Raw genomic sequence first — 26,494 nt, forward strand, 5'->3', positions numbered from 1 at the left:
TGGCGGCGATGGCAAGGTACCGGTTCACCCGTCAGTGGATGGCGGTCGGCCGCTCATTGTCGATCGGAATCGCGGGCGGCAATGCGTCACCCATTGTCTGGCCATCGGGCGCCGGACCCGCGGTGCCGGCATAGCTGTCGACCACGCCCGCCTGTGCCAGCTGCGGATCGGCGGCGTGCGCCTTTTCCGAGGCCTGCCGCGCTTCGGCGCGCTCGGCCCATTTCTTGGTGAGGTATCCCGCGGCAACCGTCGCCGCAATCGCGGCATAGCGTTGCGGGAACAATCGCCGCGCCGCGAACAACGCACCCGCGCCGATCACGGCGCCCGCGACCGGGTGATTGCCTTTTTGCCTGCCGATGGCGCTGCCCAGCACGCCGCCTACGATCCTGCCGATCATGCCCATATCTCCTTCTCCCCTCTCAATCCGCGGACAGGGGGTTGGGTTCCGGCCCCAGCATCGTTCGCGGATCGACCAGCCGGTCGAACGTCGCGGCATCGACGTAGCCGAGGTCGAGGGCGGCCTCCTTCAAGGTACCGCCGCTCTCATGCGCGTGCTTTGCGATCTTCGCCGCCTTGTCATAACCGATTTCGGGCGCCAGCGCCGTGACCAGCATCAGCGATCGGCTCATCAGTTCGTCGATGCGCGCCCGATTGGGCTCGATCCCGACAACGCAATGCTCGGTGAAGCCTGCCATGCCGATGGTGAGCAGGTCGATCGATCGCAGCACATTGGCGCCGATCAGCGGCTTGAACACATTGAGTTCAAGATGCCCCTGCATCCCGCCGACTGTGACCGCCTGATGGTTGCCGATCACTTGGGCTGCGACCATCGTCAGCATCTCGCACTGGGTCGGGTTGACCTTGCCGGGCATGATCGAGCTGCCGGGCTCGTTCGCGGGCAGCTCGAGCTCGCCGAGGCCCGCGCGCGGGCCTGAGCCGAGCAGGCGGATGTCGTTGGCGATCTTGGTCAGTGCGACGGCGAGCGTGCTGAGCGCGCCCGAGAAAAAGACGAGGCCATCGTTCGACGCCAGCGCCTCGAACTTGTTGCGCGCCGGTTCGAACGCGATCCCGGTCGCGCGGCTGAGTTCCGCCGTCATCGCGGCATCAAAGCCGATGGGTGCATTGAGCCCGGTGCCGACCGCGGTCCCGCCCTGCGCAAGTTTGCAGACATTGTGCGCGAGCGCGCCCTCGATGCGCGCGCGGCACGCGATCAGCTGCGCGACATAGCCCGAAAACTCCTGCCCCAGCGTCAGCGGTGTCGCATCCTGCAAATGGGTGCGGCCGATCTTGACGATGTCGCGCCAGGCGTCGGCCTTGGCGGCTAGCGCGTCGGTCAGTCGGGTCAGCGCGGGTAGCAGCCGCGCGGTCGTCTCCACCGCCACCGCAACATGGATGGCAGTCGGGAAGCTGTCGTTCGACGACTGGCCCATGTTGACATGGTCGTTGGGGTGGACGGGCGCCTTGCCGCCGCGCGTGCCTGCCAGCCTTTCGTTCGCGATCCCTGCGATCACCTCGTTGGCGTTCATGTTCGACTGGGTGCCGCTGCCCGTCTGCCAGATGGCGAGCGGAAATTGATCGTCATATTGCCCTGCCGCGACCGCATCGCCCGCATCGGCGATTGCGTCGGCCAGCCCCGCATCCAGCCCGTGCGCGCGGTTGACCCGCGCTGCCGCGGCCTTGATCCGCGCGAGCGCATGGACGATCGGCAACGGCATGCGTTCATGGGCGGGGAAAGCGAAATTGTGGCGGCTGCGTTCGGTCTGCGCACCCCAATAGGCTTCGGCTGGAACCTCGATCGCGCCGATGCTGTCGCTTTCCGTTCGCGTGCTCATCCGACCAGCAACTGCGTCACCAGAACGGACCCGGCCCAGATCATCGCGACCAGGCCCAGCATCTTCCAATATCCCGTTTCACCGACGCGGTGCCGCATCCACGCCGCGAGCAGCCAGACGATCACCAGCATCGGGGTCAGGATCAACAGGCTGAAGCGCAGCAATCCATCGGCGATCTGACCGCGCGACGTCGCTTCTTCGAACAGGGTAAAGCCCTCCACGCTCCACCAGAAGGCAGCAGTCAGGACCAGCATTCCCGCAAGCGCCCAATATTGCCAGAACCGGCTGGGGGGCCATCGCGGGGCCATCAGGGCCAGATTCCGCCCGTAACGCCTTCGAGGCGTCGAAATGGCGAAGATATCGGGTTTGGGTGGCCGCAGCGGTTAGTGGTTCTAACCGTCAGGCCACGCAAACTCGAGATCGAAGCCATTTCGTCGTCCCTTCGGGATTTGACCGATTTTGTCCATGGCCGCGTCAGCGAGCCTTGGAATATAACCATATGCCTACGCCTCGCTTCCTCGCCCTGAACAAAATCGCCTCAAACCTCGAAGGCGTTACGGGCGGAGCCTGGCCCCACTATTTCCTTTTGCCGAAATCCACCGTCACGACGTTCGACCCGTCCTCACTCGCCATGTCGGGGCGGTCGTTATCGGCTTCGTCATGCGGTTCGGGTGCGCTGATTTCGTCGTCGCTGACCTGGAATTGCAGCCCGAAATCGACCGACGGATCGACGAAGGCGGTGATTGCGGCATAGGGAATCGTCAGGATCGACGGCGTCTGGTTGAACGACAGGCCGACGCTGAAATGATCGGCGGCGACCTTCAGATCCCAAAAGCGGTTCTGCAGTACGATCGTCATTTCGTCGGGAAATTTCGCGATCAGATGCGCCGGAATCGACACCCCGGTCGCCTGCGTCTTGAAGGTGATATAGAAATGATGCTCGCCGGGCAGGCTGTCATAACCCTCGATCTGGCGCAGCACGCGGCCGACTACAGCGCGCAGCGCGTCCTGCACGATTTCGTCATAGGGAATCAGGCTGTCGCGAACGTCATCGGTCATGGGGCAGGGGGATGAACGGGCGGAACCGATGGGTCAAGGGGGGAGAGTCGCCTTGCATGGTGAAAAGTGGCTGCTATGGGGCAGTCCATGCGAACCGCCACCGTCCAGCGCACGACCAAGGAAACCGACATCGCCATAACCGTCAATCTTGACGGCACCGGCGATTATGCCGTGTCGACCGGCATCGGTTTCCTCGACCATATGGTCGAACAATTGTCGCGCCACTCGCTGATCGACATCTCGATGCAGGTGAAGGGCGATCTCCACATCGACCAGCATCACACGGTCGAGGACAGCGCACTCGCACTCGGCGAGGCGGTCGCGAAGGCGCTCGGCGACAAGCGCGGCATCGCCCGCTATGGCGAGGCGCATGCACCGATGGACGAAACGCTGACGCGCTGCGTCCTCGACATTTCGGGGCGCCCGCACTGCGTCTATAAATCCAGCTTCTCGCAGCCGCGGCTCGGCGAGATGGACACCGAGATGTTCCCGCACTGGTTCCACAGCTTCGCGCAGACCGCGGGGATCACGCTGCACATCGAGACGCTCTACGGCGAGAACAACCATCACATTGCCGAAAGCATGTACAAGGCGCTCGCGCGCGCGCTGCGCCAGGCGGTCGAAATCGACCCGCGCAAGGGCGATGCGATCCCCAGCACGAAGGGTGTGCTGTGACACCCCCCCTCCCGCAGGCGGGAGGGGCAGCGAGACTTGCGAACTTGTTCGCTAGTCGCAGCGGGGTGGGCAATGCTTCCGCTTCCGCTGCCCACCCCACTGCGCTAGCCAGCAAGCTGGCAAGCTCCGTTACCCCTCCCGCAAGCGGGAGGGGAATTCAGTGACCATTGCCCTGATCGACTATGGCGCGGGCAATCTTCGCTCGGTGCATAATGCGCTCGTCGCGGCGGGTGCTGCCGATGTGGCGGTGACCGCTGATCCCGATACCGTCGCCAGGGCCGACCGCATCGTGCTGCCTGGCGTTGGCGCGTTTGCTGCCTGCATGAACGGGCTGACCGCAATCCCTGGCCTCGTCGAAGCGATCGACCGCCGCGTCCGGACCGACGGCGCGCCGTTCCTCGGCATCTGTGTGGGCATGCAATTGCTCGCCGACGCGGGCGAGGAGCATGGGCAGCACGCGGGGCTTGGCTGGATCGGCGGTACCGTGCGCGCCTTTGACCCCGCGCCGGGTCTCCGCATCCCGCACATGGGCTGGAACGACGTCGTGCCGGTGGCGCCGCATCCGGTGATCGCGGCGGGCGAGGCCTATTTCCTCCACGGCTATCATTTCGCTGACACCACCGACGTTGCCGCCGTCAGCAGCCACGGCACGACGTTCACCGCCGCGGTGGCAAAGGGCAATATCGTCGGCGTCCAATATCATCCCGAAAAAAGCCAGGCCTACGGCCTCGCAACGCTTGAAAGGTTCATCCAGTGGCGGCCCTGACCATCTTCCCCGCGATCGACCTCAAGGGCGGGCAGGTGGTGCGGCTCGCCGAGGGCGATATGGCGCGCGCGACCGTCTATGGTGACGACCCCGCCGCGCAGGCGCGCCTGTTCGCCGACGCGGGTTCGGATCATCTCCACGTCGTCGACCTCGACGGCGCCTTCGCGGGCGCCAGCGTCAACGGCGCCGCGGTCGAAAGCATCATCGCCGCCTTTCCGGGCAAGGTGCAGGTCGGCGGCGGTATTCGTGACCGTGCCGGCGTCGATCGCTGGCTCGCGCTCGGCGTCGATCGCGTGATCATCGGCACCGCGGCGCTGAAAGACCCCGCACTCGTCAAAACCGCCGCGCGCGACTTGCCCGGCCGGATCGTCGTCGGCGTCGACGCCCGCGACGGCATGGTCGCGACCGAGGGCTGGGCCGATGTGTCGGACGTTCGCGTCGAAGATCTCGCGCGCCGCTTCGAGGATGCGGGGGTCGCGGCTTTGCTCTTCACCGACGTCGGCCGCGACGGGCTTCTCAAGGGCTGCAATGTCGCGGCGACGGTGGCACTCGCGCAGGCGGTCGATATTCCGGTGATCGCCAGCGGCGGCGTAGCCGACATTGGCGACATTCATGCGCTCCGCCCGCATGTCGCCGACGGCATCGAAGGCGTGATCACCGGGCGGGCGCTCTACGACGGGCGGCTGGATCTCGCCGAAGCGATCGCGGTGGGAAATTGCCCTCCCGCTGGCGGGAGGGTTTAGGGGAGGGCATGTTTTATAAGCCCACCTTCACCAACATGCCCTCCCCCAACCCCTCCCATAAATGGGAGGGGGGCCGGTGACCGTCCGCGTCCGCGTCATCCCCTGCCTTGACGTCGCCGACGGGCGCGTCGTCAAGGGCGTCAATTTTGTCGACCTCCGCGATGCCGGCGACCCGGTCGAGGCCGCGCGCGCCTATGACGCCGCCGGCGCCGACGAGCTTTGCTTTCTCGACATCTCGGCAAGCCATCAGGGCCGCGGCACCCTGCTCGACATGGTCAGCCGCACCGCCGAGGTGTGCTTCATGCCGCTCACCGTCGGCGGCGGCGTGCGCAGCGCCGATGATGCCCGCGCGCTGCTGCTCGCGGGCGCCGACAAGGTTGCCGTCAATAGCGCCGCGGTCGCGCGCCCCGAGCTCGTTGCCGACATCGCCGACCGCTTCGGCAGCCAGTGCGCGGTCGGCAGCATCGACGCGCGCCGCGTTGCCGACGGTCGGTGGGAAATTTTCACCCATGGCGGGCGCCAGCCGACCGGGATCGACGCGCTGGGGCATGCGGTGCGCCTCGCCGAACTCGGCGCGGGCGAACTGCTCGTTACCAGCATGGAACGCGATGGCACGAAGGACGGCTATGACCTTGCGCTGACCCGCGCGATTGCCGATGCGGTCAGCGTTCCCGTCATCGCGTCGGGCGGCGTCGGCAATCTCGATCATCTGGTCGCCGGCGTCATCGAGGGCGGCGCGAGCGCGGTGCTCGCCGCGAGCATCTTCCACTTCGGCGAAGCGACGATTGCCGATGCCCATGCGCGGCTCGCCGCCGCCGGACTGCCGGTGCGGTCGCATCGGGCCTGACGTCTGTACATTTCGTCATCCCGGCGAACGCCGGGCTCTCGCCGTCGCTTTCATCTGCACCGAAGAGATCCCGGCCTTCGCCGGGATGACGAGGTTGGGAGGGATCACAAGCTAGGGGGTGGCGCCCGCCGAGCCGGGCTGCAATAGAAGCCCATGACCTCCAAACTCCGCCTCGCCGACCGCACCAACGATCTCTTCCCGATCCTCGGCTTCATCGCCGCGATGGCAAGCCTAGCGATGCCGCTCAACGCGTGGATGGTGGCGATCATCCTGATGGGCGCCGTCGTCGCGGCGGTCCATCATGCTGAGGTTATCGCGCACCGCGTCGGCGAACCCTTCGGCACCCTCATCCTCGCGCTCGCGGTGACGGTGATCGAAGTCGGACTGATCCTGACGCTCATGCAGGCCGAACCCGAAAAGGCGCAGACGCTGGCGCGCGACACGGTATTCGCGGCGGTGATGGTGATCATCAACCTGCTGATGGGGCTCTGCCTTCTGAGCGGTGCTATCCGTCATCACGAGCAGCGGTTCCAGCGTACCGGTATCGGTGCCGCGCTCGCGACGCTCACCGTGCTCACCGTCGTCACGCTGGTGCTGCCGAACTTCACCTCCAGCATTCCCGGCCCGTTTTACTCCGCGACCCAGCTCGGCTTCGTCGCGGTGGTGTCCTTGATCCTCTACGGCACCTTTGCGCTGGTCCAGACCGTCCGCCACCGCGACTATTTCCTGCCCGATGCCGATATCGACATCGACGGCGACGGCGTGCCCGACACGCATGCCGAACCGCCGAGTTTGCAGCGCACGGCCATTTCGGGCGCGCTGTTGCTTGCCAGCCTCGTCGCGGTGGTGCTGCTCGCCAAGAATTTGTCGCCGGTGATGGGCGCGCTGCTCGCCGATTGGGGCGCGCCGCCCGCGGTGCTCGGCGTGCTGATCGCGGCGCTGATCCTCGCGCCCGAAGGGCTCGCCGCGGTACGCGCCGCCAAGGCCGATCGGCTCCAGACGAGCCTCAACCTTGCATTGGGGTCGGCGCTTGCGACGATCGGGCTCACCATCCCCGCGGTCGCGGTGCTGTCGATCATCACCGACCTGCCGATCAGCCTCGGCCTTGACGCCAAATCGACCGTGCTGTTGTTCCTGTCGCTGATCGTCGCGTCACAGACGCTGGCGAACGGTCGCACCACCGTGCTGCAGGGGGTGATCCACCTGATGCTGTTCGCGATCTATTTGTTCACGACATTTGTGCCGTAACGGGGATCGTCGCCCCCGCGAAGGCGGGGGCCGCCAGCAACCATAGGCTACGCCGACAGCGGCCCCCGCCTTCGCGGGGGCGACGATTTTCCACTTCAGGTCTTCCGCACAAACACCGTCCCCGCCGAATAGCCCGCCCCGAACGAGCAGATCAGCCCGGTATCGCCGGGGGCCATGTCTTCATGGTTCAGGTGAAAGGCGATGATCGACCCCGCGCTCGATGTATTGCCATAGGTGTCGAGCACCGTCGGGCTTTCGTCCTCGCTCGCCTCGTGACCCAGCACGCGCTGCGCGATCAGCCGGTTCATGTTGGTGTTTGCCTGATGCAGCCACAGGCGGCGCATGTCGCTGCCCTCCAGCCCGAGCACCTCCATCTGCTCGACGATCATGTTCGCCACCATCGGCACCACCTCCTTGAACACCTTGCGGCCTTCCTGGACGAACAATTTGTCGGTCTTCGGCCCGTCCTGGTCGATCCCGCCGTGGGCGCGGTTGAGGAAGCCGAAATTGTTGCGGATATTGTTCGAAAAGACGGTTTTCAGTTTCGTCCCGAGAATGTCCCAATGCCCCGCGGGCGCAATCGCCTTGTCTTCGACCAGGATCGCGGTGGCGACATCGCCAAAGATGAAATGGCTGTCGCGGTCGCGCCAGTTCAAATGCCCCGAACAGATTTCGGGGTTCACGACGAGAACGCTACGGGCATGGCCCGCGCGAATATAATCGGCGGCGGTCTGGATCCCGAAGGTCGCCGACGAGCAGGCGACATTCATGTCGAAACCGAAACCGTCGATGCCCAGCGCATCCTGGATCTCGACCGCCATGGCGGGATAGGCGCGCTGCATGTTCGACGCCGCGCACAGCACCGCGTCGACGTCAGCCGCGTTGCGCCCGGCGCGCGCCAGCGCGTCCTTGGCTGCCGCAACGCCGATTTCGGCCATCATCGACAGCTCGTCGTTGCTGCGTTCGGGCAGCCGCGGCGCCATATGCTCGGGGTCCAATATGCCCGCTTTGTCGACGACGAAGCGCGATCCGATACCGCTCGCCTTTTCGATAAATTCCACGCTCGATTCAGCCAGTTCGACGATTTCGCCGGTCGCGATTGCGGCGGCATTTTCCCTATTGTGCAACGCAACATAGGCGTTAAAACTTGCGACAAGTTCTTCGTTGGCGATACGCTCGGCGGGGGTGAAAAGGCCGGTGGTGGAAATGACCGGCTGCGGTGTGTGCGACATGATGGACCTGCAAGTGTCTTATGGTTTCAAGGCACGCTGATTAGGCCCGCTCGCGCCGCCGCGCAACGCCCCTCGACTGGCTGAACGATCGCCGACACCATGGTTAACCCGCCGCTAACTGTTTTAGTGGCACATTGCAGAGTTGCAGGCCTCCGGGGGGATGGCTCCCCGGGCGCCGTGCAGGAGCACGACCATGGCGACGCGTTCGGGACCGGCAGCCGGTGATCTGTCGATTGCGGAAATCAAGGAATTTGCAGGCTTCCCTGCGGCGACGCAGCGGTATATCCGCCGCTCGCTCGACATTGGGCTGGAACGCGAAGATGCGATCGCCCGCTGGTCGCGCGACATGGTCGAGGAAACCGCGATCCGCGTCCAAGCGCGCGTCTATCAGCGGATCACCGACATTCGCGCCCATATTCCCGACGACAGCGGCCTTGACGCGCTCGAAGGCTTCATGGCGCCGCTCGTCGCGGTGTCGGCGTTTGACCTCGGGCAGGACCGGTTGCCGGGCTTTGCCTCCTACCGTTTCCTCTACGAACGCCTGCTCGGCGCGCATGCGCGGCCGTGGCTGCCCGGTGCTTTCTGTGCCGCCGCGTCGCTGCCGCACCTGCATCCCGACAAGCGCCGCCTGCTGCTTCAGTCGATCAGCGAAGCCGCCGCGACCGCACCGGGCTGGTCGGCACGCGAGCCGAGCTTTTACCCGGAATGGGTCGAAAAGATCGACGAGACGAAGCCGGCGAATTGAGTGGTTGGCGGGCCAACGGGTAGCGAATCTTAAATCCTCCCTGTCGCGCAGCGATGGGGAGGGGGACCGTCGCCGCAGGCGACGGTGGAGGGGCGACGACGGTAGCGCAACAGCCCCTCCGTCAGCGCTTCGCGCCGCCACCTCCCAATGGCTTCGCCACAGGGAGGATCAGGGTTCCGTAACCGACGGCTCTATCAAATCAACGCCCGATACAGCCCGAACGCGCTCGTCGCGGTCAGCACCACACCGACCATGACCAGCATCACCTTGGGCGAAAAGCGCTTGGCCATATAGGCTCCCAGCGGCGCCGCGGCGACACCGCCGATGATCAAGCCCAATGTCGGGCCCAGGATTTCCTCGAACCCCAGATTGGCGATAAACGCGACCGATACCGCGACGGCCAGGAAAAATTCGACGCTGTTGACGGTGCCGACGATCTTGCGCGGTTCGCCGCCCTGGACCAGCAGGTTCGACGTCACGACCGGTCCCCAGCCGCCACCGCCCGCGGCGTCGAGAAAGCCGCCGACGACCGCCAGCGGGGCAACGACCTTCGGCTTCGAGATTTTCGGCGGGTAAAGCAGGCCGCGCACCAGCAGCCACACGCCGATCAGCACCAGATACCCAAGGACGAACGGCTTCACGACATCGGCGTGCAGCGAGGTCAGGACATAGGCGCCCAGCACCCCGCCGATCACGCCCGGAATCAACAACCGCCAGAACAGCGGCCAGTCGATGTTGCGGTGGAACAAATGGCTCAGCCCCGACGCGCCGGTCGTGAAAATCTCGACGACATGGATGCGCGCCGACGCGGTCGCCGGGGGTACACCAAGGACTGCGACGAGTAGCGTGTTACAGATCACGCCGAACGCCATGCCCAGCGCGCCATCGACCAGCTGCGCGGCAAAGCCAATCAGGATGAAGGGCAGCAGGGCGGTAAAGTCGATCGTCGCAAAAAATTCGCTCATCAAATCATCCCAACCCTTTTAGTTGACAACCTGCTGCCGGGATTCGGCGCGCGATGCGAGTCCAATTTTTCTGCTGCCGATGAAGGGATTTGTTTGCGCGCCCAATGGAGCGGTCGGCGGCGGGTCAGCGGCTCAGGTCGTCGGGCAGATGGTCGCGCGCGTAGTCGATGAACGCGCGCAGTTTCGGCATGACCTGTTTGCGGCTCGGGTAATAAAGAAACAGCCCCGCGGTCGACACGGCACGTTCACCCAAGACGACTTCCAGCTCGCCGCGCTCGATATGTTCCTTGAGCACCGGTTCGGCAGTTATGCCCAGCGCGACGCCGCTGCGCACCGCCATGATCATCGCCGATTGTTCGTTGACGATCACCGGGCCGGTTACCGGCACTTCGGCTTCGCGATTGCCCTCCATGAACGACCAGGGCAGCAATCCCCCGCTCGCGAGCCGCAACCGGACGCAGCGGTGATGGCGCAGGTCAGCCGGATCGCGCGGACGGCCATGCCGCTCGAAATAGCTTGGGGCGCCAAAGACGGTGAAACGGAACGGCGACGTCAGCCGCACCGCGATCACATCCGCGTCGAGCGATTCGCCCATCCGCACTCCGGCATCGAAGCCCCCGGCGCTGAGGTCGCTCAGGCCGTCATCGCCAAAAATCTCCAGCTCGATTTCGGGGTACGCGTCGCAAAAACCCGCCAGGATCGGCTCGAACATTGGCTGGATCGCGCCGCGCATCAGGTTGATGCGCAGCCGTCCGGCGGGCCGGTTGCCCAGGTTGCGGGCGGCTTCATAGGCCTCGGCTAGTCCCGAATAGGCAGGGGCGGCGCGCTCGAAGAACATCTCGCCCGCCTGGGTCAGCCCGACGCTGCGCGTCGTGCGCATGAACAAGGGCGCCCCGACGCGCGCCTCCAGCCCCTTGATTGTCTGGCTGATCGCCGAGGGGGATACCCCGAGGTCGGATGCGGCGGCGGAAAAGCTGCGCCTTTCCGCGACGCGCAGGAAAGCTTCGATCCCGTCGAGCGCCCCATGGGGGATTGTTAAATCCTGCTTCAAAGCACTTGCAGATTATAGAGGATTATCTATCTGCGCAACCGCGCCTAAAAAGGTTGCACAACAAAACGAAAGGAATCTCTCCCATGGCCTATCAGATCTCCTCTTTCCGCCGCTTTCCTGCCGCTTTCGCCATTGTCGCCGCCTCGGCGCTGGCGTTCACCGGCCTGATGGCAACCGCAACCCCCGCTTACGCCCAGTCGGGCGGCGACTATCGTTGCGCTGGCTTGGCCGAACAGGCCCATGTCGCCGCGACCGGCGTCGAAGGCGGCAAGCAGGCGAGCGCCAAGCGCTTCGTTTCGACCGGCAAGAAGCTGTGCGAAGCGGGCAATGAACGCGCCGCCGCCAAGCAGTTCCGCGCCGCGCTCAAGATTGCCGGCGTCGCCGAAGTCGAAACCGAAAGCCGCATGGCTTCGCGCTAAGACATACTGACACCAATCTCCGGACCGTCCTCTCCCTCTCCCCGACGGTTCCACTAAACTGGGGCGGCACTCATAACGAGGCCGCCCCATTTGTATGTGCGTCGCGAATTTGGTGATTAGCGGCGCCGGTAGCGGAAATACCAGATTTCATGCCCCTATTCAATTAAAATATTGTAAAATATAGATTTTATGGGGAATAATCCCAGTGGTAATCCAACCAGCAATCACCCAGCAATCACCCAGCAATCACCGGATTCTAGGGCGTAAAAACCTCGTGCCCACGGCACAAAGGCTCGCGTCGATGGTGACACGCCTCGAAGAGGAGACCCGGATCGGCAAGGGGGGGACCCTGGCGGCGCAGCTGTCGCGGCTCGACCTGATCGTGCTCGACGAGCTCGGTTATCTGCCGTTCGCCCGCTCCGGAGGGCAGTTGCTGTTCCACCTCAACAGCAAGCTTTATGAGCGCACCAGCGTCATCATCACCACCAACCTCGCCTTCGGCGAGTGGCCCACCGTCTTCGGTGATCCCAAGATGACTACGGCGCTGCTCGACCGCGTCACCCACCACTGCGATATCATCGAGACGGGCAACGACAGCTGGCGCTTCAAAAACCGCAGCTGACCGCCACCTTCGGCGCCTTCAAAAATCTATCTTGCGCTGCGCGCGCCTCCGGTCGGGCTACGCCCGCCCTCCGCCGCACGCAGCGCAAGGCGACCCTCAACTAACCAGCATCATATCCGAAAAAGGGGTCCCTCTTCGACGCCGATCGGGGGTCCCTTTTGAACGCCGTTTGACATCGCTGGCTTTCCTCCCCGGTCCTGACGAGATCGCGCGGTCGAGCAGCGCCGTAGTCATCTTGGGATCACCGAAGATGATGGGCCAGTCTGCTAACGCGGGGTTTGTAGTGATGTGCACACTGAAGCGCTCATAGGCCTTGCTGATCAGAGGGAGCAGCGCCCTCCCTTCGTCTGAAGGGCGGATATCCAAGCTTATCGAGCAGCATCAGGTCGAGCCGTAACAACTGCTTTGCCAAGGTCCCGATCTTGCCGGCCCAGGTCCCTCTTAGCGGCGTGTTGCCATTTCTGATGTGGCGGATGCTGCGTTTCCGGCGCGGACAAGTCTGCCGGCAAATCAGGATCGAGCGCTTTGCGGGGTGCGATCAAACTTCATTTTCCGATCAATCAGCCCAACTCAAGGGGCGAATTGAAAAGCAAACTGGGCGAAAACGTTATTATATTGACAATTATGACCACTTGGGGGATTTATGCCTGAATGCTGGCGCAGACCAGTTGAAACTATGCGGGTTTCGGGGCTGGCTTGAGCTAGTCGACGGGAGGATGGAAAATCATATATTTTTGAAGATTTTAGCCGGGTGTGCGGCGCCTACCGCTTAGCCGCTGGGCACGCTGCATGTCTGCGCCTCAAAGATCACAGCCCGCAAAAATAAGGATGCGCGCCGAGACGCGCGAATGGGAAGGGAGAGACTGAAGTGATTAATCGATCAAACCAGCTTGCCACAGTGTCCGCGTTGGCAATGGCGGGCATCATGCTCGGTGTATCGACGTCTGCCAGCGCGGCTGACACTATCGAGGGAAGCGAGGCGCCAGCAAGCCGTGATGCCTCGGCCAACACCGATGGAAGTTCGACGGGGCTAAACGAAATTATTGTGACAGCTCAGAAGCGGTCCCAGAATCTCCAAGATGTTCCTGCAGTAATTAACGCGCTCGACGCGGGCATGATCGAGGATCGCCAGATTGGCGGTCTTGAAGAGCTTCAGGGGGCGGTTGCGGGCCTCAAGTTCGACCCTGTTTCCGGCAACTCCAACATTTCCATTCGCGGCGTCGGCACCACCTTCACGACCGGCGCGGGCGAAAATTCGGTCTCCTTGCATCTCGACGGCGTCTATCTTTCGAGCCCTCAGGGCGCTGGCCTCGGCCAGTTCGACCTTGGCGGGATCGAAGTGCTGCGTGGCCCGCAAGGGACACTTTACGGCAAGAATTCCACGGCGGGTATCGTCAACTTCATATCGGCGGCGCCTACCCGCGAGTTCGAAGCGGGCGTTACGGCGGGCTACGGGAATTATGACGACCTCAAAGGCTCGGCTTATGTCAGCGGCCCGCTTAGCGACGGAGTGCGCGCGCGGCTCTACATCGAAGGTGGCCAACGCGATGGCTATGTCAAGAATCTCCAGACCGGCCAGGATCTCGACGATCTGCGCTACATCGGTGGCCGTTTCGGTATCGACGCCGACGTGTCGCCCGGGTGGGATATGGAAGCGCGCCTGACCTACCGGCGCGAAGCCAGCAACGGCCCGGTGCGTCAGCCCTATGACCTCAACCGCCTGTCCTTGCCGATCCAGGATACGATCGTCACCCCTCGCCGGTTGAACTCACCGCTCATTTTTGACGGCAATCGGTCCATCGCGCTGGCATCGCTGAAAAACACGTTCGATCTCGGCGGCAACGTAAATCTTGTCTCGATCACCGGCGCTTCTCGCCTGCGCGTCAATTACAATTCGCTGGACTCGTTGGCGCAAGGAAATCCGAATGACCCGATCTTTGCAAATCTGACCATTCCGATCGCCCAGGGTGTCCGGGTTTCGACCTTCTCACAGGAATTCAACCTCAAGGGCGACAGTGGGCCGGTGGACTGGCTGGTGGGGGCCTTTTACTATAATGAAATCAACCGAACGACCGGCTCAGTTACCCTCGACGGACGGCTGCTTGGCAGCCCGTCCGCACTCATCCGTGTGTCCAACGGCCGCTCGAAGCGCGAAAGCGCCTCCATATTCGCAGATGCCACGATCAGCGTGAGCGACGCTACCCGGCTGTTTGGTGGCGTCCGGGGTCTTTACGAGCGGTCGCAAAATGATCTGTTGGTGACGTTCCAGCTTCCCGGCGGCACGGTCGTTCAGACCGATTGCAGTCCGGGCGCACCGCTTCAGCGCGTGACCGACTGGTCGGCTACGGGACGCATAGGCCTGCAGCATGATCTGTCGGACGATGTCATGGCCTATGGGCAGTTGTCGCGTGGGTACAAGTCCGGCGGCTTTTCCAACAGTACCTGCGGCAATCAGTATAAACCGGAAACGGTCAACGCCATCGAGACGGGACTCAAGACGCGGTTTCTTGACAGGCGTGCGACGCTTAACCTCTCGGCCTTCTACTATGATTACAAGAATATCTCGGTCGAGCAGTCGACGATATTCGGGACCAATGTCGTAGGCGCTCCGAAAAGCGAGATCTACGGGCTGGACATCGACGGGCGGCTGCAGGTCAATGATATGCTGAGCTTCGATGGCAACGCGAGCTTCGTACACAGCGAATATAAGCGCTTCCTGTCGACGGGTGGCGCGATCTTTGGCGAGCCCGATGGTACCGATTTGGCGGGACGGGCTCTCAACAAGGCTCCGGGTGCGTCCGGTACGATCGGCACGCAACTCGAATTTCCCGTCGGTTCGGGCAAGATCACGCTTCGCGGCGAGGCCTATTTTACAAGCGGATACCGCCTCCGCGAATATAATGATCCCTCGCTGCGGCAGAAGGCATATGAACTGTATAATGCATTCGTGACGTACGAACCCAATGATTTGGTCACCGTGCGTGGCTTTGTCCGGAACATCACCAAGACAAATTATATCCAGGGGACTGTGGTGCAGCTCAATGGGGTCACGGGGGTCTATAATCCGCCACGCACCTATGGTGTGGAACTGGCACTGAAAATCCGCTGAGGCACCAGGGCCGGCCTGCGGGCCGGCCCGTCGCCGAAGAATATTGAACACGGAAAGTTGATTTGAAATGAGTGCGGAAACTGAAGAATTGCAGGGGTTCTACGACAAGTCGGTCGCGGCTGCGAAGTCGGGCTACCCGGAAATTGACGCAGATCGGCTGGCAGCCTTCATTGCTGCGCAGCCCGGCATCGAACCCCCCGTCACGCTCAGCAATTTCATTGTCCCGCAATCATCCGGTGCCAGTAACGGCATCCTGTTGTTCACGGCCGAGTTCGGGCGGAGCGGCGAGCGTCGCCGGGAAGGCATGGTCGCGCGTTACGCACCTGGCACGACCATGATCAAGCAGAAGAGCTTTTCTGACGAGTTCCTGACTCTCGTCGCGGCATACAAGCGCGGTCTGCCCGTGCCCGAGCCGCTATGGCTTGACGCGGACGGTTCCGCTGTCGGCTATCCGTCTTTCGTCATGGCGCGGATCGAGGGCACGCCTCCCGCGTCCGCAATGTACTCCAAGGGGCCGCTCGCCGACGTCAGTCCGGAAGCGCGCAAGGCGATGATGCTCGAGGCCGCTGGCTTTCATGGTCGCCTGCGCCGCGAGGCGATCGGACGCGACGAACTGCCGCATCTGCTCGCGCGCGGAAGCGGTGAAACCGATATCGAACGCGAACTCAACTGGTTCCTCGCGGAAGCAAGGCTAAGCTCCGAGCCGGACGATCCGAAGCTCGAGCCCATCGTCGAGGCTCACCGCTGGATGGTCGCGCACCAGCCAGCCGTTCGCGAGGGAACGCTTGTACAGGGCGATTCCCAGATCGCGAATGTGATGTTTCGCGACGGGCGGCTTGCGGCGGTGCTCGATTGGGAACTCGCCTATCTCGGCCATAATGAGGCCGACCTTGCGCTCATCGTCTTCCTCACCGAGACGATGAAACAGCTCGACAAGCATGTCGACGGGACACCGACCGAGGCAGAATATCTTGCTCGGTTCGAGGAAGAGGCCGGCGCTCCGGCGGAACATTATGACTTTTTCAAACTGTTTCCTCTCTTCAAGACGCAGTGCATCCTGCTATCGGGGCGGAGCTTCCAGCCAGCCTTCGAACAGGTCTGGACCTATTATCTCGCCCACCTTCATGCCGAACTCGCCAACGCGAAACGCATATACGGCGATTGACGCCGCGGATCGGGGCATGGCGGACAGCACCCGGCCCGAGAAGCAACACAATGGACAGGGACCGCGCAGCTTGCCAGCTGCGCGGCCCCTCTATCATTAGCATCGGGTCCGGCACTTTCGCGCATTCTCAAACGCGATTGCCGGCTGGGCGTCGCCGTGCCGGCGCCTTTTCCGGGCGCCGGCAACCCACGTCGATTCAAATAATATAATCCTCGGCCTTGCTGAGCCCCTCGGCAATCGCAAGAAAACTGACGTCCGCCTGGTTCGGGATATATGAACCCCGGCCAGGATTCGTACACATTTCGAGATCGACGAACCCTGTTTTCCCGCCATATTCAAAGGTCGAGATATTGTCCTGCGAGAATGTGCCCATCGCCGGCAGAGGTGTGAGGAACCCCTGAACGACCTTGGATTCGATCCTGAGCTGCTCGCCGGACTCAAGCGTCATGATGCCGATGCTCCCGAGCGGAGTCAGGCCATCATAATCAAAGGTCACGGCAACCCGCAGGTTGGTGATCGCCTCCTGCTTGCCGTTGCGATCGACGAAGCCCATTGTCATCGGGGTCGTTTCGTTGAAATCGAGAAAGAAGCCCGCGAAGCTGAGTTCGGAACCACAGGTGCCGGTATACATGCGATATCGATGCATCATGGGCGCGCTGTCGCTGCGCTTCCCCCATGACCGGTCGCGATGGGCAAGAGCGTCAATTTCATATTCATTGTCGCCAATTCGGACTTTCCCGCGAATGCGGCCGCCGCATTCGAGGTGACCATCGGAATTGGTAGCTTCTTCGAAATGCTCTGTATTCTTGCCCGACGGCCAGTTGCGCGGTGTATAGAAGCTCTCGTAAAATTCGATATCAGCCGAAGACTCAGGCTCGTCCCAGGTGTAGCGCATCCTGCCGTCGCCGAGAGCCTCGGCCGTGTGGCTGCCAACGACCTGCTTGCGGGACTGGCGCGCGTCCGCACCTAATTTTACCTCGTTGCGCGGGGCGCTGTTGAGGACAAAGCGTTCACCGCCCGTCTTGAAGACGAACAGCATCAGCTGGCCCGTGCCCTTGTTCGGCTTCTGGCCGATGCGATGGAAGCCTCCCACGCCCAATTTGACATCATAGAACCAGTAGCAATCGCTCTCCTGCCAGCTAGGTTCGTCGCTGAACTGGTGCGGGCAATCCCAATGATCCGAGAACACGGCTTCCATTACCTCAATCCCTTCTTTTCTGTTTGTAATGACTAAAGATCACGCCCCCGCACCGGCCATGCCATTGACCATCGCCATGAAACCTTCGCCCGGCGATGCGTCCGGCATACCGAGTTTGCGCGCCATCAGCATCGTCGCGGGATTGTTTGTCAGCACGTCCGTCCCCGCTGGCATCCGCCCTTCGCCGACGAGGCGATCCGAGAAGCGAATTCCCACGATGTTCATGCGGAACCAGGCGAGCATCGAATAATAGTCCAGATCGGCAACCGGCCGACCGCGTTCGGCTTGGTAATGGGCGATGATCTCGGCGCGGCTTGGCAGACCCTCGAGCCGCGCTACCCCCGACAGCGTCGAGAAATTTTCCTCGGCCTCGAGCCACCATGCGAGATCTGCTTCGCCGGGACCGAGGGAAGCCATTTCGAAGTCGATCAGGGCTGCTACGCTGAGGTCGGGTCCGAACATCATATTGGCAGGTGTCGGATCGCCCCAAAGGACGCTGACATCGGTGTCCCGGGGCTTGTTTGCCATGAGATAGTCGAGGGCGGCGTCGGCAACTTCGAGCCGGCGACCAGCTTTGGCCCAGATATACCAGTCTCTGGTCCAGGCAAGGAACTGATCGATGCCGGGTTCGCCCCGCTGGCGGTCGTCCAGAAAGGAAAAGCCTTGCCGCCAGTCGATCCGGTGGAGCCGCGCCAGCGTTCCGATCGCTCGCAGCCATATGTCGCGTCGCTGTTCGATCGGCAAATCGGCGAGCCACCCTTCGACGTTATAATTCGGCACCTGGTCAACGACCCGTCCTTCGATCGCCTCCATCACGAGGAAGGGGCTCCCGATCGGCGCCGGGTCGGGTTCGACACCGAGCGCGCGCGGGGCAGGAATATGGGGGTGGAGCGCGAGCGCCTCCATCATCCGGTGCGGCAGCCTGATATCGGCGTCCAGGAAAAGGTCCGTCCCGGCGAGTTGTCGCCTGATGACGAGTGCGCGTTCACGATGTTCGCCATCGGCTTCATAAGCCATGGTAGCGAACATCGTTTCAGCGGAGTTACCCGTGCCGCTGGGAAAACGCAGGGGCGACAAGGTCAGGTCGCCCAGTTCGGCGAATTTCTGCCGCAGCCAGGCCCGAAGGCCTTTCCGCATCGCCTCGCGGTCGATCGTCTGCGAGCCGCTCATGGATGATTCAACCCGGCCCGGCTGCGGTAAAGACCGTTGTCGAGTCTGCCGCTCGCCACGAAGGTCGGACGATCGGTTCCATTGCGTGGGTTCAAGATCGTGTCGATGAGGCCACCGCCCGTGCGATTGCCGCAACGTATTGTGCATGGCATCGCCATCTCGAAATGCTTCTGACCAAGTTCCAGCCAGACATTGCCATATCCTTCGGCCTCGAACGTCAGCCGGCCAAATTTTTCCGAAACGGCCACGACGGTTCCGCCCCGATTGGATAGCCCGTCAAATGCCATCAGCACGGACGCATCCTCGATCACGGCGGTGTCCACTTCGCCATCCTTTACGATATAGCCGAAAAGACTTTCGAGCCCGGAGCGCATACGCCCGCCGCCGAAGCCAAAAGAAAAATCCTCACCAAGCGAGCCCACGAGCCACCAGGCGGCAGACATGTCGGCATTGGGGTTATCCATGTGCCGTGGGCCCCAGCTATGGTCGCGATAGGTAAAGCCCGAAATGGCGCGCTCGGGCTCGTCGCCGATCCGAACGGACCCGGAAAAAGTGCCGCCGGCCTGGAGATGATTGGCTGCCATCACGCGGCTCGTTTCGTTCCGCATGCCAGTGAGGTCCCAGAAATCATAGGGTGCGTGCACATCGCGGACCTGGATATCGAGATCGACATTCTCGTCGCTGGCACGCCACCGGCTTGAGCGGACGCCGAATGTGGCGGACTGGAAACCATCGGCATGGAACGTGTCGACGGACCGGTCGGCTTCGCGAAGGGGAAGCCCTTCAGCTGTGCGGGAATAGTTGAGCCCGTTACGCGAGGTCACGCCAAAGCAGGACCGGGTAAGGCCGAGGTTCGGTTGATGGCCGATCCGGATGAAGCCGCCGATTTCCTGGGAGGGATCGGCCCAGCCAAGGACAATGCTTTCCTGCCATTGCGGATCTTCCCCAGGATCGTGCGGAAGCTCGACATCATCCGGCAGCGGTGACAGTTTCGAAATTTCCATGGCCTCGTCCCTTCATTGCGCATTGCGCGCGATTCCTCGAAACCCGGGAAATCGTTCGTTCATTAATTACTCATCTAATTATATTTTCTTTCCGCCGTCAACAGGGCTGCTGCTGCGGCGGGTTTAACGGTGCGTTGCGGCGGAGGAACGGGCAGCGGGCACGCGCCACGAATTTTTTAGGTATTCAATTAATTATCCGTTGACTTTCGCTGCTCAATCGGCCCGATGGTGCTTCGCCCTCGTTGCGGGAGCGTCGTCTGCGGTCACGAAACATGGCACAATCGTTCGAGCACCGCGGATGATCGCCCGAGGATCCCGCCTGGGCGATGGGCGCCAACCTGCGGTCGAGAGCCGGCCGCGCGGCAGAACAGAAACGGGAGAGTCATGTCGGAACTCGATGTCGATCAGATTGGCGCAGCTATCGTCAAGCATCAGCGTGGTGCGCGGTTCGCCGAAACCACTCCCGATCAATGGGGCGACCGGCTCATGCAGTTTATCGGCGCGCAGGCGGGAGTCTCGGACGTCCGAGTCGCCAACGTGCGCGAAGTCGGCACAGCTGCGGGTGGTTCGAACGGAACTCTTCTGTTCGAGGCAAGCTGGACCGAAGACGGCGAGCCGCGCTCGTCGGGTCTCGTCTTGCGTTTCATGCCGACGCGCGGCCTGTTCCACGCCTATGACGTCACCGCGCAGTTCAACCTGCAGCGCGCGCTTGAAGCCACCGATGTGCCGGTTCCGCCACAGATCTGGCTCGATCCGGACGGCAACCTTCTCGGTCGCCCGGGCTATGTGATGGGAATGGTCGAGGGGGCGAGCGCGCCGATGACCTGGATGACTTCGGGCATCATCGCCGACGCTGAGCCGGCAGCGCGGCGCGAGATGCAACTGGGCTATCTCGAAGCGCTCGCGCGCGTGCATGCGCTGGACTGGCGGGCGCTCGGGCTCGAATGGCTGGAAAAGCGCGCGGCGGGTGCGCGTCCGATCGAGCGCGAGGTAAATTGGTATTGGGATTCGCTCGAATATGCCGACTGCAAGCCCTATCTCGAAGCGCTGCGACCGCTCCGGGATTGGCTCGTCGCAAATGAGCCGGCCGACATTGATACGGTCCTGTGTCATGGCGACGCGAACTTCGGCAATTATCTCTATCTCGGGACTGCGGTGTCGGCCGTGGTCGATTGGGAGATGAGCTTTCTCGGGACGCCCGAATGCGATGTCTGTTTCACGCATATGGGCGACCAGATCATCCAGAATGATGTCCCGGCTCTGGAAGGGACGCTGAGTTATCAGCAGCGGATTGCAGAATATGAGCGACTGTCGGGGCGCAAGCTTCGCAACATGCCCTATTTCGAGCTGTTTACGGCCTATCGGCTGGCGGTCATCAACGTGCTGACGTTCCGGCATTTCCCGGAGCCCATATTGCGCCAGTTGTTGCCAGTCATCGAACGCGGGCCGAAGATCGCCGCGGATTTGGCCGCCAGGGTCGGACTGGAGATTTTGCTGCCGCCGTCGGGCACGATCGACTGAAATTTAGGGTCCACTTGTTCGCTCGACCCCGAGCGTCCTCTCCGCACTGCGACGCTCGCGAGATCGCGAGTCCTTGCGGCTGCGGCGACCGCAGCAGTTACATACGCGGTCGCCTGCCTTTTTTAGCGGAGCCAGGAGGGGTCAAATCCCCGCTGGGAAATTCCGTCGTTCGTGTTGGCGAGAAAGAGGTGCGACACCGCCTGATTGCCGCGATGGGCATTATCGATCATGTTGAAATCGCACACGCCCTCCAGGCCTTGCCACCTGGGGATAGACAGAACTTCGATCCCTGCCGGAGAAGAGTTCGGACCGCCATTGTTGAGGTCTGTGGAAGTCACGACGCCATCGACAGCTTCGACGTCGATACGAAGGGTCTGGCCGTTCTCGAGCTGCGCCACAGTCCAGCCGCCGATCGACGAGAGGCCGTCGCCCAGCGTGCAATTGACGGTATGGAAATCCCGGATAGGCTCGCGCTTTCCATCGAGCATCACATAGCCCATCTTGGCGAAGGCGCCATCCTCGGCCTGCATCGTGAGCAGCGAGTAGCTCAGCTTCTCGCCCACCGTGCCGGCATGCCAGCGCGCCGAGCGAAACATCGGTAGCGGGCGCGGTCCGTAGCCATGATCGCGGTAGCCGATGCCATTCTCGATCGTGACCACCCGGTCGCCGATCCGGACGCGGCCTTCCACCCGGCCGGCGCTTTCCGGGTGGCCATGATCGTCGCCTCCCGAAGTCAATGTTCCATGACCCGGTCCTCCGACCACCTCCCATTCCTGCGAAGGATACCAATCATAGATGCGCAGGTCCGCTTCCGCATCGTCGTCGAACGCCTCGAAGCGACAATATTCCATATCGGGAATCGTGAATCGCATCGTTCCGGAACTGGCCATGACATCGGTTCGATCGCCTGCCTCCAGAGGACGGTCGAGCAGGTGGCGACGGAAGCGGGTTCCGTCGGGGAATGCCATCCCCCAATGCGTCTGCGTGGTCTTCTGATTCACATAGGATCCCGTGCGCAGGAAGCCGACGAGGCCAGTGTCCGGATCACGAAACACCAATACCCAGGATTCCTGCCAGAACGGATGATTTCCAGGGTGATGGGGCAAATCAATCGCAGAATACAGGCTCATCGGTCTCTCCACTATTTTTTTACCTTCAACATCTCGAGGCCTCAGGATTCGGGATCAAAACCCGATCTTCGCAGGATCGAGCCGGCCGCGGTCCGAGCCTAAAATTACTCGATTAATTAAACGATGACAAGTTTGCATCTCGGCGGTGCGGTCATTCCGCGCGCCAAGGGCTCCAGGTGGGCAATCTTGCGATGTGGCGCAAAGCGAGGACGGAGCGGCTCGGGGAACCGCTGATACAGAGCATGAGATGTTTTTATCGCCTCAAGCCATTTTCGAGCCTGGTCTACCTGCGAGACTGCGCCGCGGTCTCCAAGTGCAATACTGGCATCGCCGCGCGGCCCAGGCGGTCGCTATGCCATTGTTAAAGCCGGTGCGGCTGGTATGCTTGAGTCCTGTCGGCACGACAGGACCGAATTCAGGAAGCGCTGGGGAGATCGATGAGGGCGCCTGCGATGAAACCAAGAGGCCGACGGGCCAAGACAGCCGAGCCGGAAACCCCGCCGCGCGATCGGCTGGTTGAGGCAACGGCCAATCTCATGGTTGAGCGAGGATCAATTGATGTTTCGCTCGCCGATATTGCACGGCGGGCCGATCTCAATTCTGCTCTGATCAGCTACTATTTCGGCAACAAGGCGGGGCTGATGATGGAGTTGCTTCGCTCGGTTCTGGGCGGCGACATATCAAAGCTCGATGCCTTCTCGCAGCGACAATTGTCGCCTGAAGAGAAGCTGTCGGGCTTCGTTCGCGGGATGATCGACAGCTATTTCACTTACCCGTTCATCAACCCGCTGACCCACCAACTCGTCACCGAAGAGCCCGAAACCTACGGTCCGCTGATCGCGGAGGAGTTCAGCAAGCGGGCGGCAACGATTCTCCGGAACATCCTCGCCGAAGGGCAGGCCTCGGGAGTTTTCGCAAAGGTCGATCCGCTTCATCTTTATTTTCACATCGTCGGTGCCTGCGATCAATTCTTCCATGGCCGTTATCAAATGCAGCATATCTTCGGCATCGGCGCGATCGACGAGCCCATGAAGCAAGGATATTCGAATTATCTCGCCAACGCCGTGGTGAAGAGCCTGCGTCCCGCAACTTAGCCGACTGCCGGTCAGCACTGGCCCGATCGATATCGAAGGCGTCGGCCGTGCCGTACGTCTCCTTTTGCCATGCCCGGAACAGCAAGGCGCAGGAACGCGCCGCGGGAGAAGCTTGCCCCAACCCCTGATGGCGCTCTAAGGTCGAATTATAACTATATGGACGATCGTATATATATTTTGCGTTGACATTAATCCTAATGATGCCACCACTATGAAGCTCGCGAACCTTCGGGGTCGCGAATGCACGGAGGCAATCTCCGGCGGTCAATGGGAGGAGGCTGACAATGCGCTACGGCAAGAGACCGGATGGGCAGATGCATCGATCGGCGCGCGCTATCGCGGATGGCCTCATCCCCTCATCATCGCGTCTCAGGCTCCATCGACGCGGCAGCAGCGCTGCCGACGGCGAGCCGCGAGACGGCTTCCTGGAGGGAATTGGAATGCGGAGCAAGGCACTGGCACTTTGTGCGTCGATCGGCGTGTTGGCATGGGCTGGGGCAGCGCGGGCCCAAACGGCGCCCGAAGCGCCTGCGGCCGACGAACCGTCGCAGCTGGGCGAAATCATCGTCACGGCCCAGAAGCGAAGCGAGTCGCTCCAGCGCACGCCCGTTGCGGTCAGCGCCTTCACATCCGAGACGCTGGAGCAGCAGCAGATCAACGGCGTTCAGCAGTTGCAGTACAATGTTCCGTCGCTGGTGTTCGCCCAGCTTACCGGCTACTCGCAACTTTCGATGCGCGGCATCGGCTCCGACCTGACGGTTACGGCCGGCGAGCCGACGGTCGCGACGTTCCAGGACGGCGTCTACATGGGTCAGCTCTTTGCCCAGAGCGTCCCCAGCTTCGACCTCGAGCGCATCGAAGTTCTGCGTGGCCCGCAAGGTACCCTGTACGGTCGCAATTCGACCGGCGGGACGATCAATTACATCACCAAGCCGCCGTCCTACGACACGGCTGCCAATCTTGCCTTCACTTATGGAAATTACGATCGCGTCGCGGTGGAAGCCGGGGCAACCGGTGCGATCGTGCCGGACAAGGTGGCAGCACGGGTCTCGGTGAAATATGACCGGAGAGACGGCTACCGCTTCAATGTCTTCGACGGCAAGCGGTACGATGCCAACGACCATCTGAGCGGCCAGGCTGCGCTGCTTATCGAGCCGTCGAGCGACATCAAGCTGACCTTGCGCGGCGACATGTCACGGCAGGTTACGTCCGCGGTACAGCAGTTCATCGATGCGCTCCCGACGCCGTCGAGCATCTCACCCGAAACGCCGACCGGAATTTTCTCCCTTCCGGGAACCGCGCTCGCCGGAATTCCCGGCCTCCTGTCGCCCTCGGACCTCGCGCTGCTGGGGAATCGAAGCATCTCCGACCTGTTTGGCCTCTCGGAGCCCGGGCTGCGTGGAGGCGATCCCACCAAATCGACCCGCATTGCCAATGACTTTCCGTCGCGGACCGAAGTCAATCTTCGCGGGGCCAGTGCGACACTCGACTGGGACATCGGGAATGTATCGCTGAAGTCGATCACGGCTTATCGGTTCAGCAAATTGTTCATCCAGACCGACAATGACGGCAGCAGTGCGGCCATTCTCTACGAGGATCCGATCCAGCAAACCTCGAAGCAGTTCACGCAGGAAGTGAATATCTCGGGGAAGGCGTTCGACGACCGGCTGGACTGGCTCGCAGGAGTCTTTTACCTGCACGACCGCGCAAGTCTGAAAGCGGACATCTATCTGCCCTCGCTCGGCGATCTCATCATTGCCTCCGCCAGCCTGGGCACCGCGGCACCGCCACCGGTCTTCGACCTGTCGCAGCCTCTCATCCCCAATCTCCTCCTCCTCGGGTCCGATCCGCTGCTCGGCAATACCCTTTATGGCGGGCAACCGACGCCCGTCGCCTTTCTGGGCTTCGGTGCCGAGCAGAAAAGCTCCTCGCTGGCGGGCTTCGGTCAAGTCACCTACCGGATCGCGGATCGGTTGCGGGTGACCGCGGGCCTTCGCTACACGCGCGATGAAAAGGACGTCTTCCGGCGGCTCCACTCCAACTTCGTACCGACTGCGGCCTTGTGCGAAACCCAGTCGAAGAAGAGCTGGACCGCGTGGACCGGAACGGCCGGGGTGGATTTCGACCTCTCGGATCGCGCGATGCTCTACGGAAAGGTGTCGCGGGGCTACAAGGCCGGGGGGTTCAATCCGGCGGAATGCACGGGGAGTTTCAACCCCGAAATCCTCTGGTCCTACGAAGCCGGGCTCAAGTCGACGCTCGCCGACAATCAGCTGCGCGTCAATTTGGCGGGCTTCTATTATGATTTCAGCGACATCCAGTTCACGACCTATCTCAACAATTCCTCGACGATCAGGAATGCCGCCGATGCGACGCTTTACGGCATCGAGGCCGAGTATATGCTCGCGCCGCGCGGCCTTGCCGGATTCTCGCTCGATGGGTCCGGTTCGTGGATCCACAGCGAATATGGCAGCCAGCTTCTCCAGGACCCGCTCGGCCTTGCGACGCTCGACATCAAAGGGAACCGCCTTATCCGGGCCCCCGAATGGAAGCTCAACTTCGGAGCGCAGCAGCGGATAGAGACCGCGAACGCCGGCGCCTTCACCCTCCGGGGCGAAGCGGCCTACACCAGCCAAATCTTCCATGATGTGTTCAATGGGGAGGCGCCCTTCCAATCGCAAACCCGCGAAGCGCCTTATTGGATCTTGAATGCCCGCCTGAGCTGGTCGTCGCCGGGCGATCGGTTCCAGGCGCAATTGTTCGCCGAGAATATCACGAACAAGCTTTATGCCTACAGCCGCGTCGCAGCGGCAACGGGGGCCTATGTTTCCGGACAATTCTCGCCGCCACGGACCTATGGCATCCGCCTGTCGATGAAGCTCGGCGCGAACTGAGGCGC

Annotated in this window: 23 protein-coding genes and 2 pseudogenes; 13 read left to right on the forward strand and 12 right to left on the reverse strand. The window is 62.3% G+C overall.

Translation table 11 applies throughout. The features are described from left to right. Positions 1-31: 31 nt before the first annotated feature. The 4 genes from SPYCW_RS00810 to SPYCW_RS00825 form a co-directional block, all read right to left on the reverse strand. Positions 32-397, reverse strand: coding sequence for a hypothetical protein (locus SPYCW_RS00810; RefSeq protein ID WP_232014777.1), 366 nt, complete (start codon positions 395-397; stop codon positions 32-34). Between the two features lie 22 nt (positions 398-419). Continuing rightward, entirely contained in the window at positions 420-1,832 is a 1,413-nt protein-coding gene (fumC, locus tag SPYCW_RS00815) for a class II fumarate hydratase (RefSeq protein ID WP_120215202.1), read from the reverse strand. Continuing rightward, positions 1,829-2,140: a hypothetical protein gene (locus SPYCW_RS00820; protein ID WP_120215203.1), complete on the reverse strand. Its 312-nt coding sequence runs from the start codon at positions 2,138-2,140 to the stop codon at positions 1,829-1,831. Before SPYCW_RS00820 ends, fumC begins: the two co-directional genes overlap by 4 nt. Positions 2,141-2,408: 268 nt before the next feature. Beyond that, the gene (locus SPYCW_RS00825; protein ID WP_120215204.1) at positions 2,409-2,891 is read right to left on the reverse strand and encodes an SspB family protein; all 483 of its coding nucleotides are present in this window, start codon (positions 2,889-2,891) and stop codon (positions 2,409-2,411) included. Between the two features lie 87 nt (positions 2,892-2,978). Here SPYCW_RS00825 and hisB point away from each other — a divergent pair, with 87 nt between their 5' ends. The 5 genes from hisB to SPYCW_RS00850 all read left to right on the forward strand — a co-directional run bounded on the left by hisB (position 2,979) and on the right by SPYCW_RS00850 (position 7,170). Continuing rightward, complete coding sequence (gene hisB, locus SPYCW_RS00830) at positions 2,979-3,566, forward strand: imidazoleglycerol-phosphate dehydratase HisB (protein ID WP_120215205.1); 588 nt, start codon at positions 2,979-2,981, stop codon at positions 3,564-3,566. A gap of 160 nt (positions 3,567-3,726) precedes the next feature. After that, positions 3,727-4,332, forward strand: coding sequence for an imidazole glycerol phosphate synthase subunit HisH (hisH, locus tag SPYCW_RS00835; RefSeq protein WP_120215206.1), 606 nt, complete (start codon positions 3,727-3,729; stop codon positions 4,330-4,332). Then, positions 4,320-5,075, forward strand: coding sequence for a 1-(5-phosphoribosyl)-5-[(5-phosphoribosylamino)methylideneamino]imidazole-4-carboxamide isomerase (hisA, locus tag SPYCW_RS00840; RefSeq protein WP_120215207.1), 756 nt, complete (start codon positions 4,320-4,322; stop codon positions 5,073-5,075). Before hisH ends, hisA begins: the two co-directional genes overlap by 13 nt. A gap of 76 nt (positions 5,076-5,151) precedes the next feature. Then, positions 5,152-5,922 (forward strand): imidazole glycerol phosphate synthase subunit HisF, encoded by a 771-nt coding sequence (gene hisF / locus SPYCW_RS00845; protein ID WP_120218027.1) that lies wholly within the window; start codon positions 5,152-5,154, stop codon positions 5,920-5,922. Positions 5,923-6,075: 153 nt separating this feature from the next. Continuing rightward, positions 6,076-7,170 carry a calcium:proton antiporter gene (locus SPYCW_RS00850; protein ID WP_120215208.1) on the forward strand — a complete coding sequence of 365 codons (1,095 nt, stop codon included), beginning with the start codon at positions 6,076-6,078 and terminating at the stop codon, positions 7,168-7,170. A gap of 95 nt (positions 7,171-7,265) precedes the next feature. Here SPYCW_RS00850 and SPYCW_RS00855 read toward each other — a convergent pair whose 3' ends face one another. Continuing rightward, positions 7,266-8,402: a beta-ketoacyl-ACP synthase III gene (locus SPYCW_RS00855; RefSeq protein ID WP_120215209.1), complete on the reverse strand. Its 1,137-nt coding sequence runs from the start codon at positions 8,400-8,402 to the stop codon at positions 7,266-7,268. A gap of 193 nt (positions 8,403-8,595) precedes the next feature. On the opposite strand from SPYCW_RS00855, the gene SPYCW_RS00860 reads away from it, so the two are divergent. After that, positions 8,596-9,147, forward strand: coding sequence for a hypothetical protein (locus SPYCW_RS00860; protein WP_120215210.1), 552 nt, complete (start codon positions 8,596-8,598; stop codon positions 9,145-9,147). Positions 9,148-9,341: 194 nt separating this feature from the next. Here the strand turns inward: SPYCW_RS00860 and SPYCW_RS00865 are convergent, their stop codons facing one another. Next, entirely contained in the window at positions 9,342-10,112 is a 771-nt protein-coding gene (locus SPYCW_RS00865; protein ID WP_120215211.1) for a sulfite exporter TauE/SafE family protein, read from the reverse strand. 124 nt (positions 10,113-10,236) lie between these two features. Then, complete coding sequence (locus SPYCW_RS00870; RefSeq protein ID WP_120215212.1) at positions 10,237-11,163, reverse strand: LysR family transcriptional regulator; 927 nt, start codon at positions 11,161-11,163, stop codon at positions 10,237-10,239. Positions 11,164-11,246: 83 nt separating this feature from the next. Between SPYCW_RS00870 and SPYCW_RS00875 the strand changes: the two genes are divergently transcribed. Both SPYCW_RS00875 and SPYCW_RS00880 read left to right on the forward strand, forming a co-directional pair. Next, the gene (locus SPYCW_RS00875; RefSeq protein ID WP_120215213.1) at positions 11,247-11,582 is read left to right on the forward strand and encodes a hypothetical protein; all 336 of its coding nucleotides are present in this window, start codon (positions 11,247-11,249) and stop codon (positions 11,580-11,582) included. Positions 11,583-11,883: 301 nt separating this feature from the next. Next, positions 11,884-12,204: pseudogene (locus tag SPYCW_RS00880) on the forward strand (ATP-binding protein); the annotation flags it as partial. A gap of 210 nt (positions 12,205-12,414) precedes the next feature. Here the strand turns inward: SPYCW_RS00880 and SPYCW_RS00885 are convergent. Further along, positions 12,415-12,631, reverse strand: a pseudogene (locus SPYCW_RS00885) (ATP-binding protein); the annotation flags it as partial. A 441-nt stretch (positions 12,632-13,072) separates the two neighbouring features. On the opposite strand from SPYCW_RS00885, the gene SPYCW_RS00890 reads away from it, so the two are divergent. Together SPYCW_RS00890 and SPYCW_RS00895 are read left to right on the forward strand one after the other, a co-directional pair. Further along, on the forward strand, positions 13,073-15,313 hold the full coding sequence (locus SPYCW_RS00890; RefSeq protein ID WP_145985922.1) for a TonB-dependent receptor: 2,241 nt from the start codon (positions 13,073-13,075) through the stop codon (positions 15,311-15,313). A 67-nt stretch (positions 15,314-15,380) separates the two neighbouring features. Continuing rightward, positions 15,381-16,478 carry a phosphotransferase family protein gene (locus SPYCW_RS00895; RefSeq protein WP_120215215.1) on the forward strand — a complete coding sequence of 366 codons (1,098 nt, stop codon included), beginning with the start codon at positions 15,381-15,383 and terminating at the stop codon, positions 16,476-16,478. Positions 16,479-16,674: 196 nt separating this feature from the next. Here SPYCW_RS00895 and SPYCW_RS00900 read toward each other — a convergent pair whose 3' ends face one another. The 3 genes from SPYCW_RS00900 to SPYCW_RS19190 are packed head-to-tail and all read right to left on the reverse strand — an operon-like array spanning position 16,675 to position 19,850. Next, a complete protein-coding gene (locus SPYCW_RS00900; RefSeq protein WP_054586669.1) occupies positions 16,675-17,676 on the reverse strand; it encodes a DUF7064 domain-containing protein in 1,002 nt (333 codons plus the stop codon). Between the two features lie 39 nt (positions 17,677-17,715). After that, positions 17,716-18,846, reverse strand: a complete 1,131-nt coding sequence (locus SPYCW_RS00905) for a phosphotransferase family protein (RefSeq protein WP_054586670.1) — start codon at positions 18,844-18,846, stop codon at positions 17,716-17,718. After that, positions 18,843-19,850, reverse strand: coding sequence for a DUF7065 domain-containing protein (locus tag SPYCW_RS19190; protein ID WP_054586671.1), 1,008 nt, complete (start codon positions 19,848-19,850; stop codon positions 18,843-18,845). Before SPYCW_RS19190 ends, SPYCW_RS00905 begins: the two co-directional genes overlap by 4 nt. A gap of 384 nt (positions 19,851-20,234) precedes the next feature. Here SPYCW_RS19190 and SPYCW_RS00910 point away from each other — a divergent pair, with 384 nt between their 5' ends. Continuing rightward, positions 20,235-21,371, forward strand: coding sequence for a phosphotransferase family protein (locus SPYCW_RS00910; RefSeq protein ID WP_054586672.1), 1,137 nt, complete (start codon positions 20,235-20,237; stop codon positions 21,369-21,371). A 122-nt stretch (positions 21,372-21,493) separates the two neighbouring features. Here the strand turns inward: SPYCW_RS00910 and SPYCW_RS00915 are convergent, their stop codons facing one another. Continuing rightward, positions 21,494-22,501, reverse strand: a complete 1,008-nt coding sequence (locus tag SPYCW_RS00915) for a DUF7064 domain-containing protein (RefSeq protein ID WP_058801215.1) — start codon at positions 22,499-22,501, stop codon at positions 21,494-21,496. A 452-nt stretch (positions 22,502-22,953) separates the two neighbouring features. Between SPYCW_RS00915 and SPYCW_RS00920 the strand changes: the two genes are divergently transcribed. Beyond that, positions 22,954-23,595, forward strand: coding sequence for a TetR family transcriptional regulator (locus SPYCW_RS00920; RefSeq protein ID WP_158213701.1), 642 nt, complete (start codon positions 22,954-22,956; stop codon positions 23,593-23,595). Positions 23,596-23,879: 284 nt separating this feature from the next. Beyond that, positions 23,880-26,489: a TonB-dependent receptor gene (locus SPYCW_RS00925; protein WP_084758112.1), complete on the forward strand. Its 2,610-nt coding sequence runs from the start codon at positions 23,880-23,882 to the stop codon at positions 26,487-26,489. Positions 26,490-26,494: the final 5 nt, after the last annotated feature.

Origin of the sequence: Sphingopyxis sp. EG6, assembly GCF_003609815.1 — a bacterium.
Classification (GTDB): domain Bacteria; phylum Pseudomonadota; class Alphaproteobacteria; order Sphingomonadales; family Sphingomonadaceae; genus Sphingopyxis.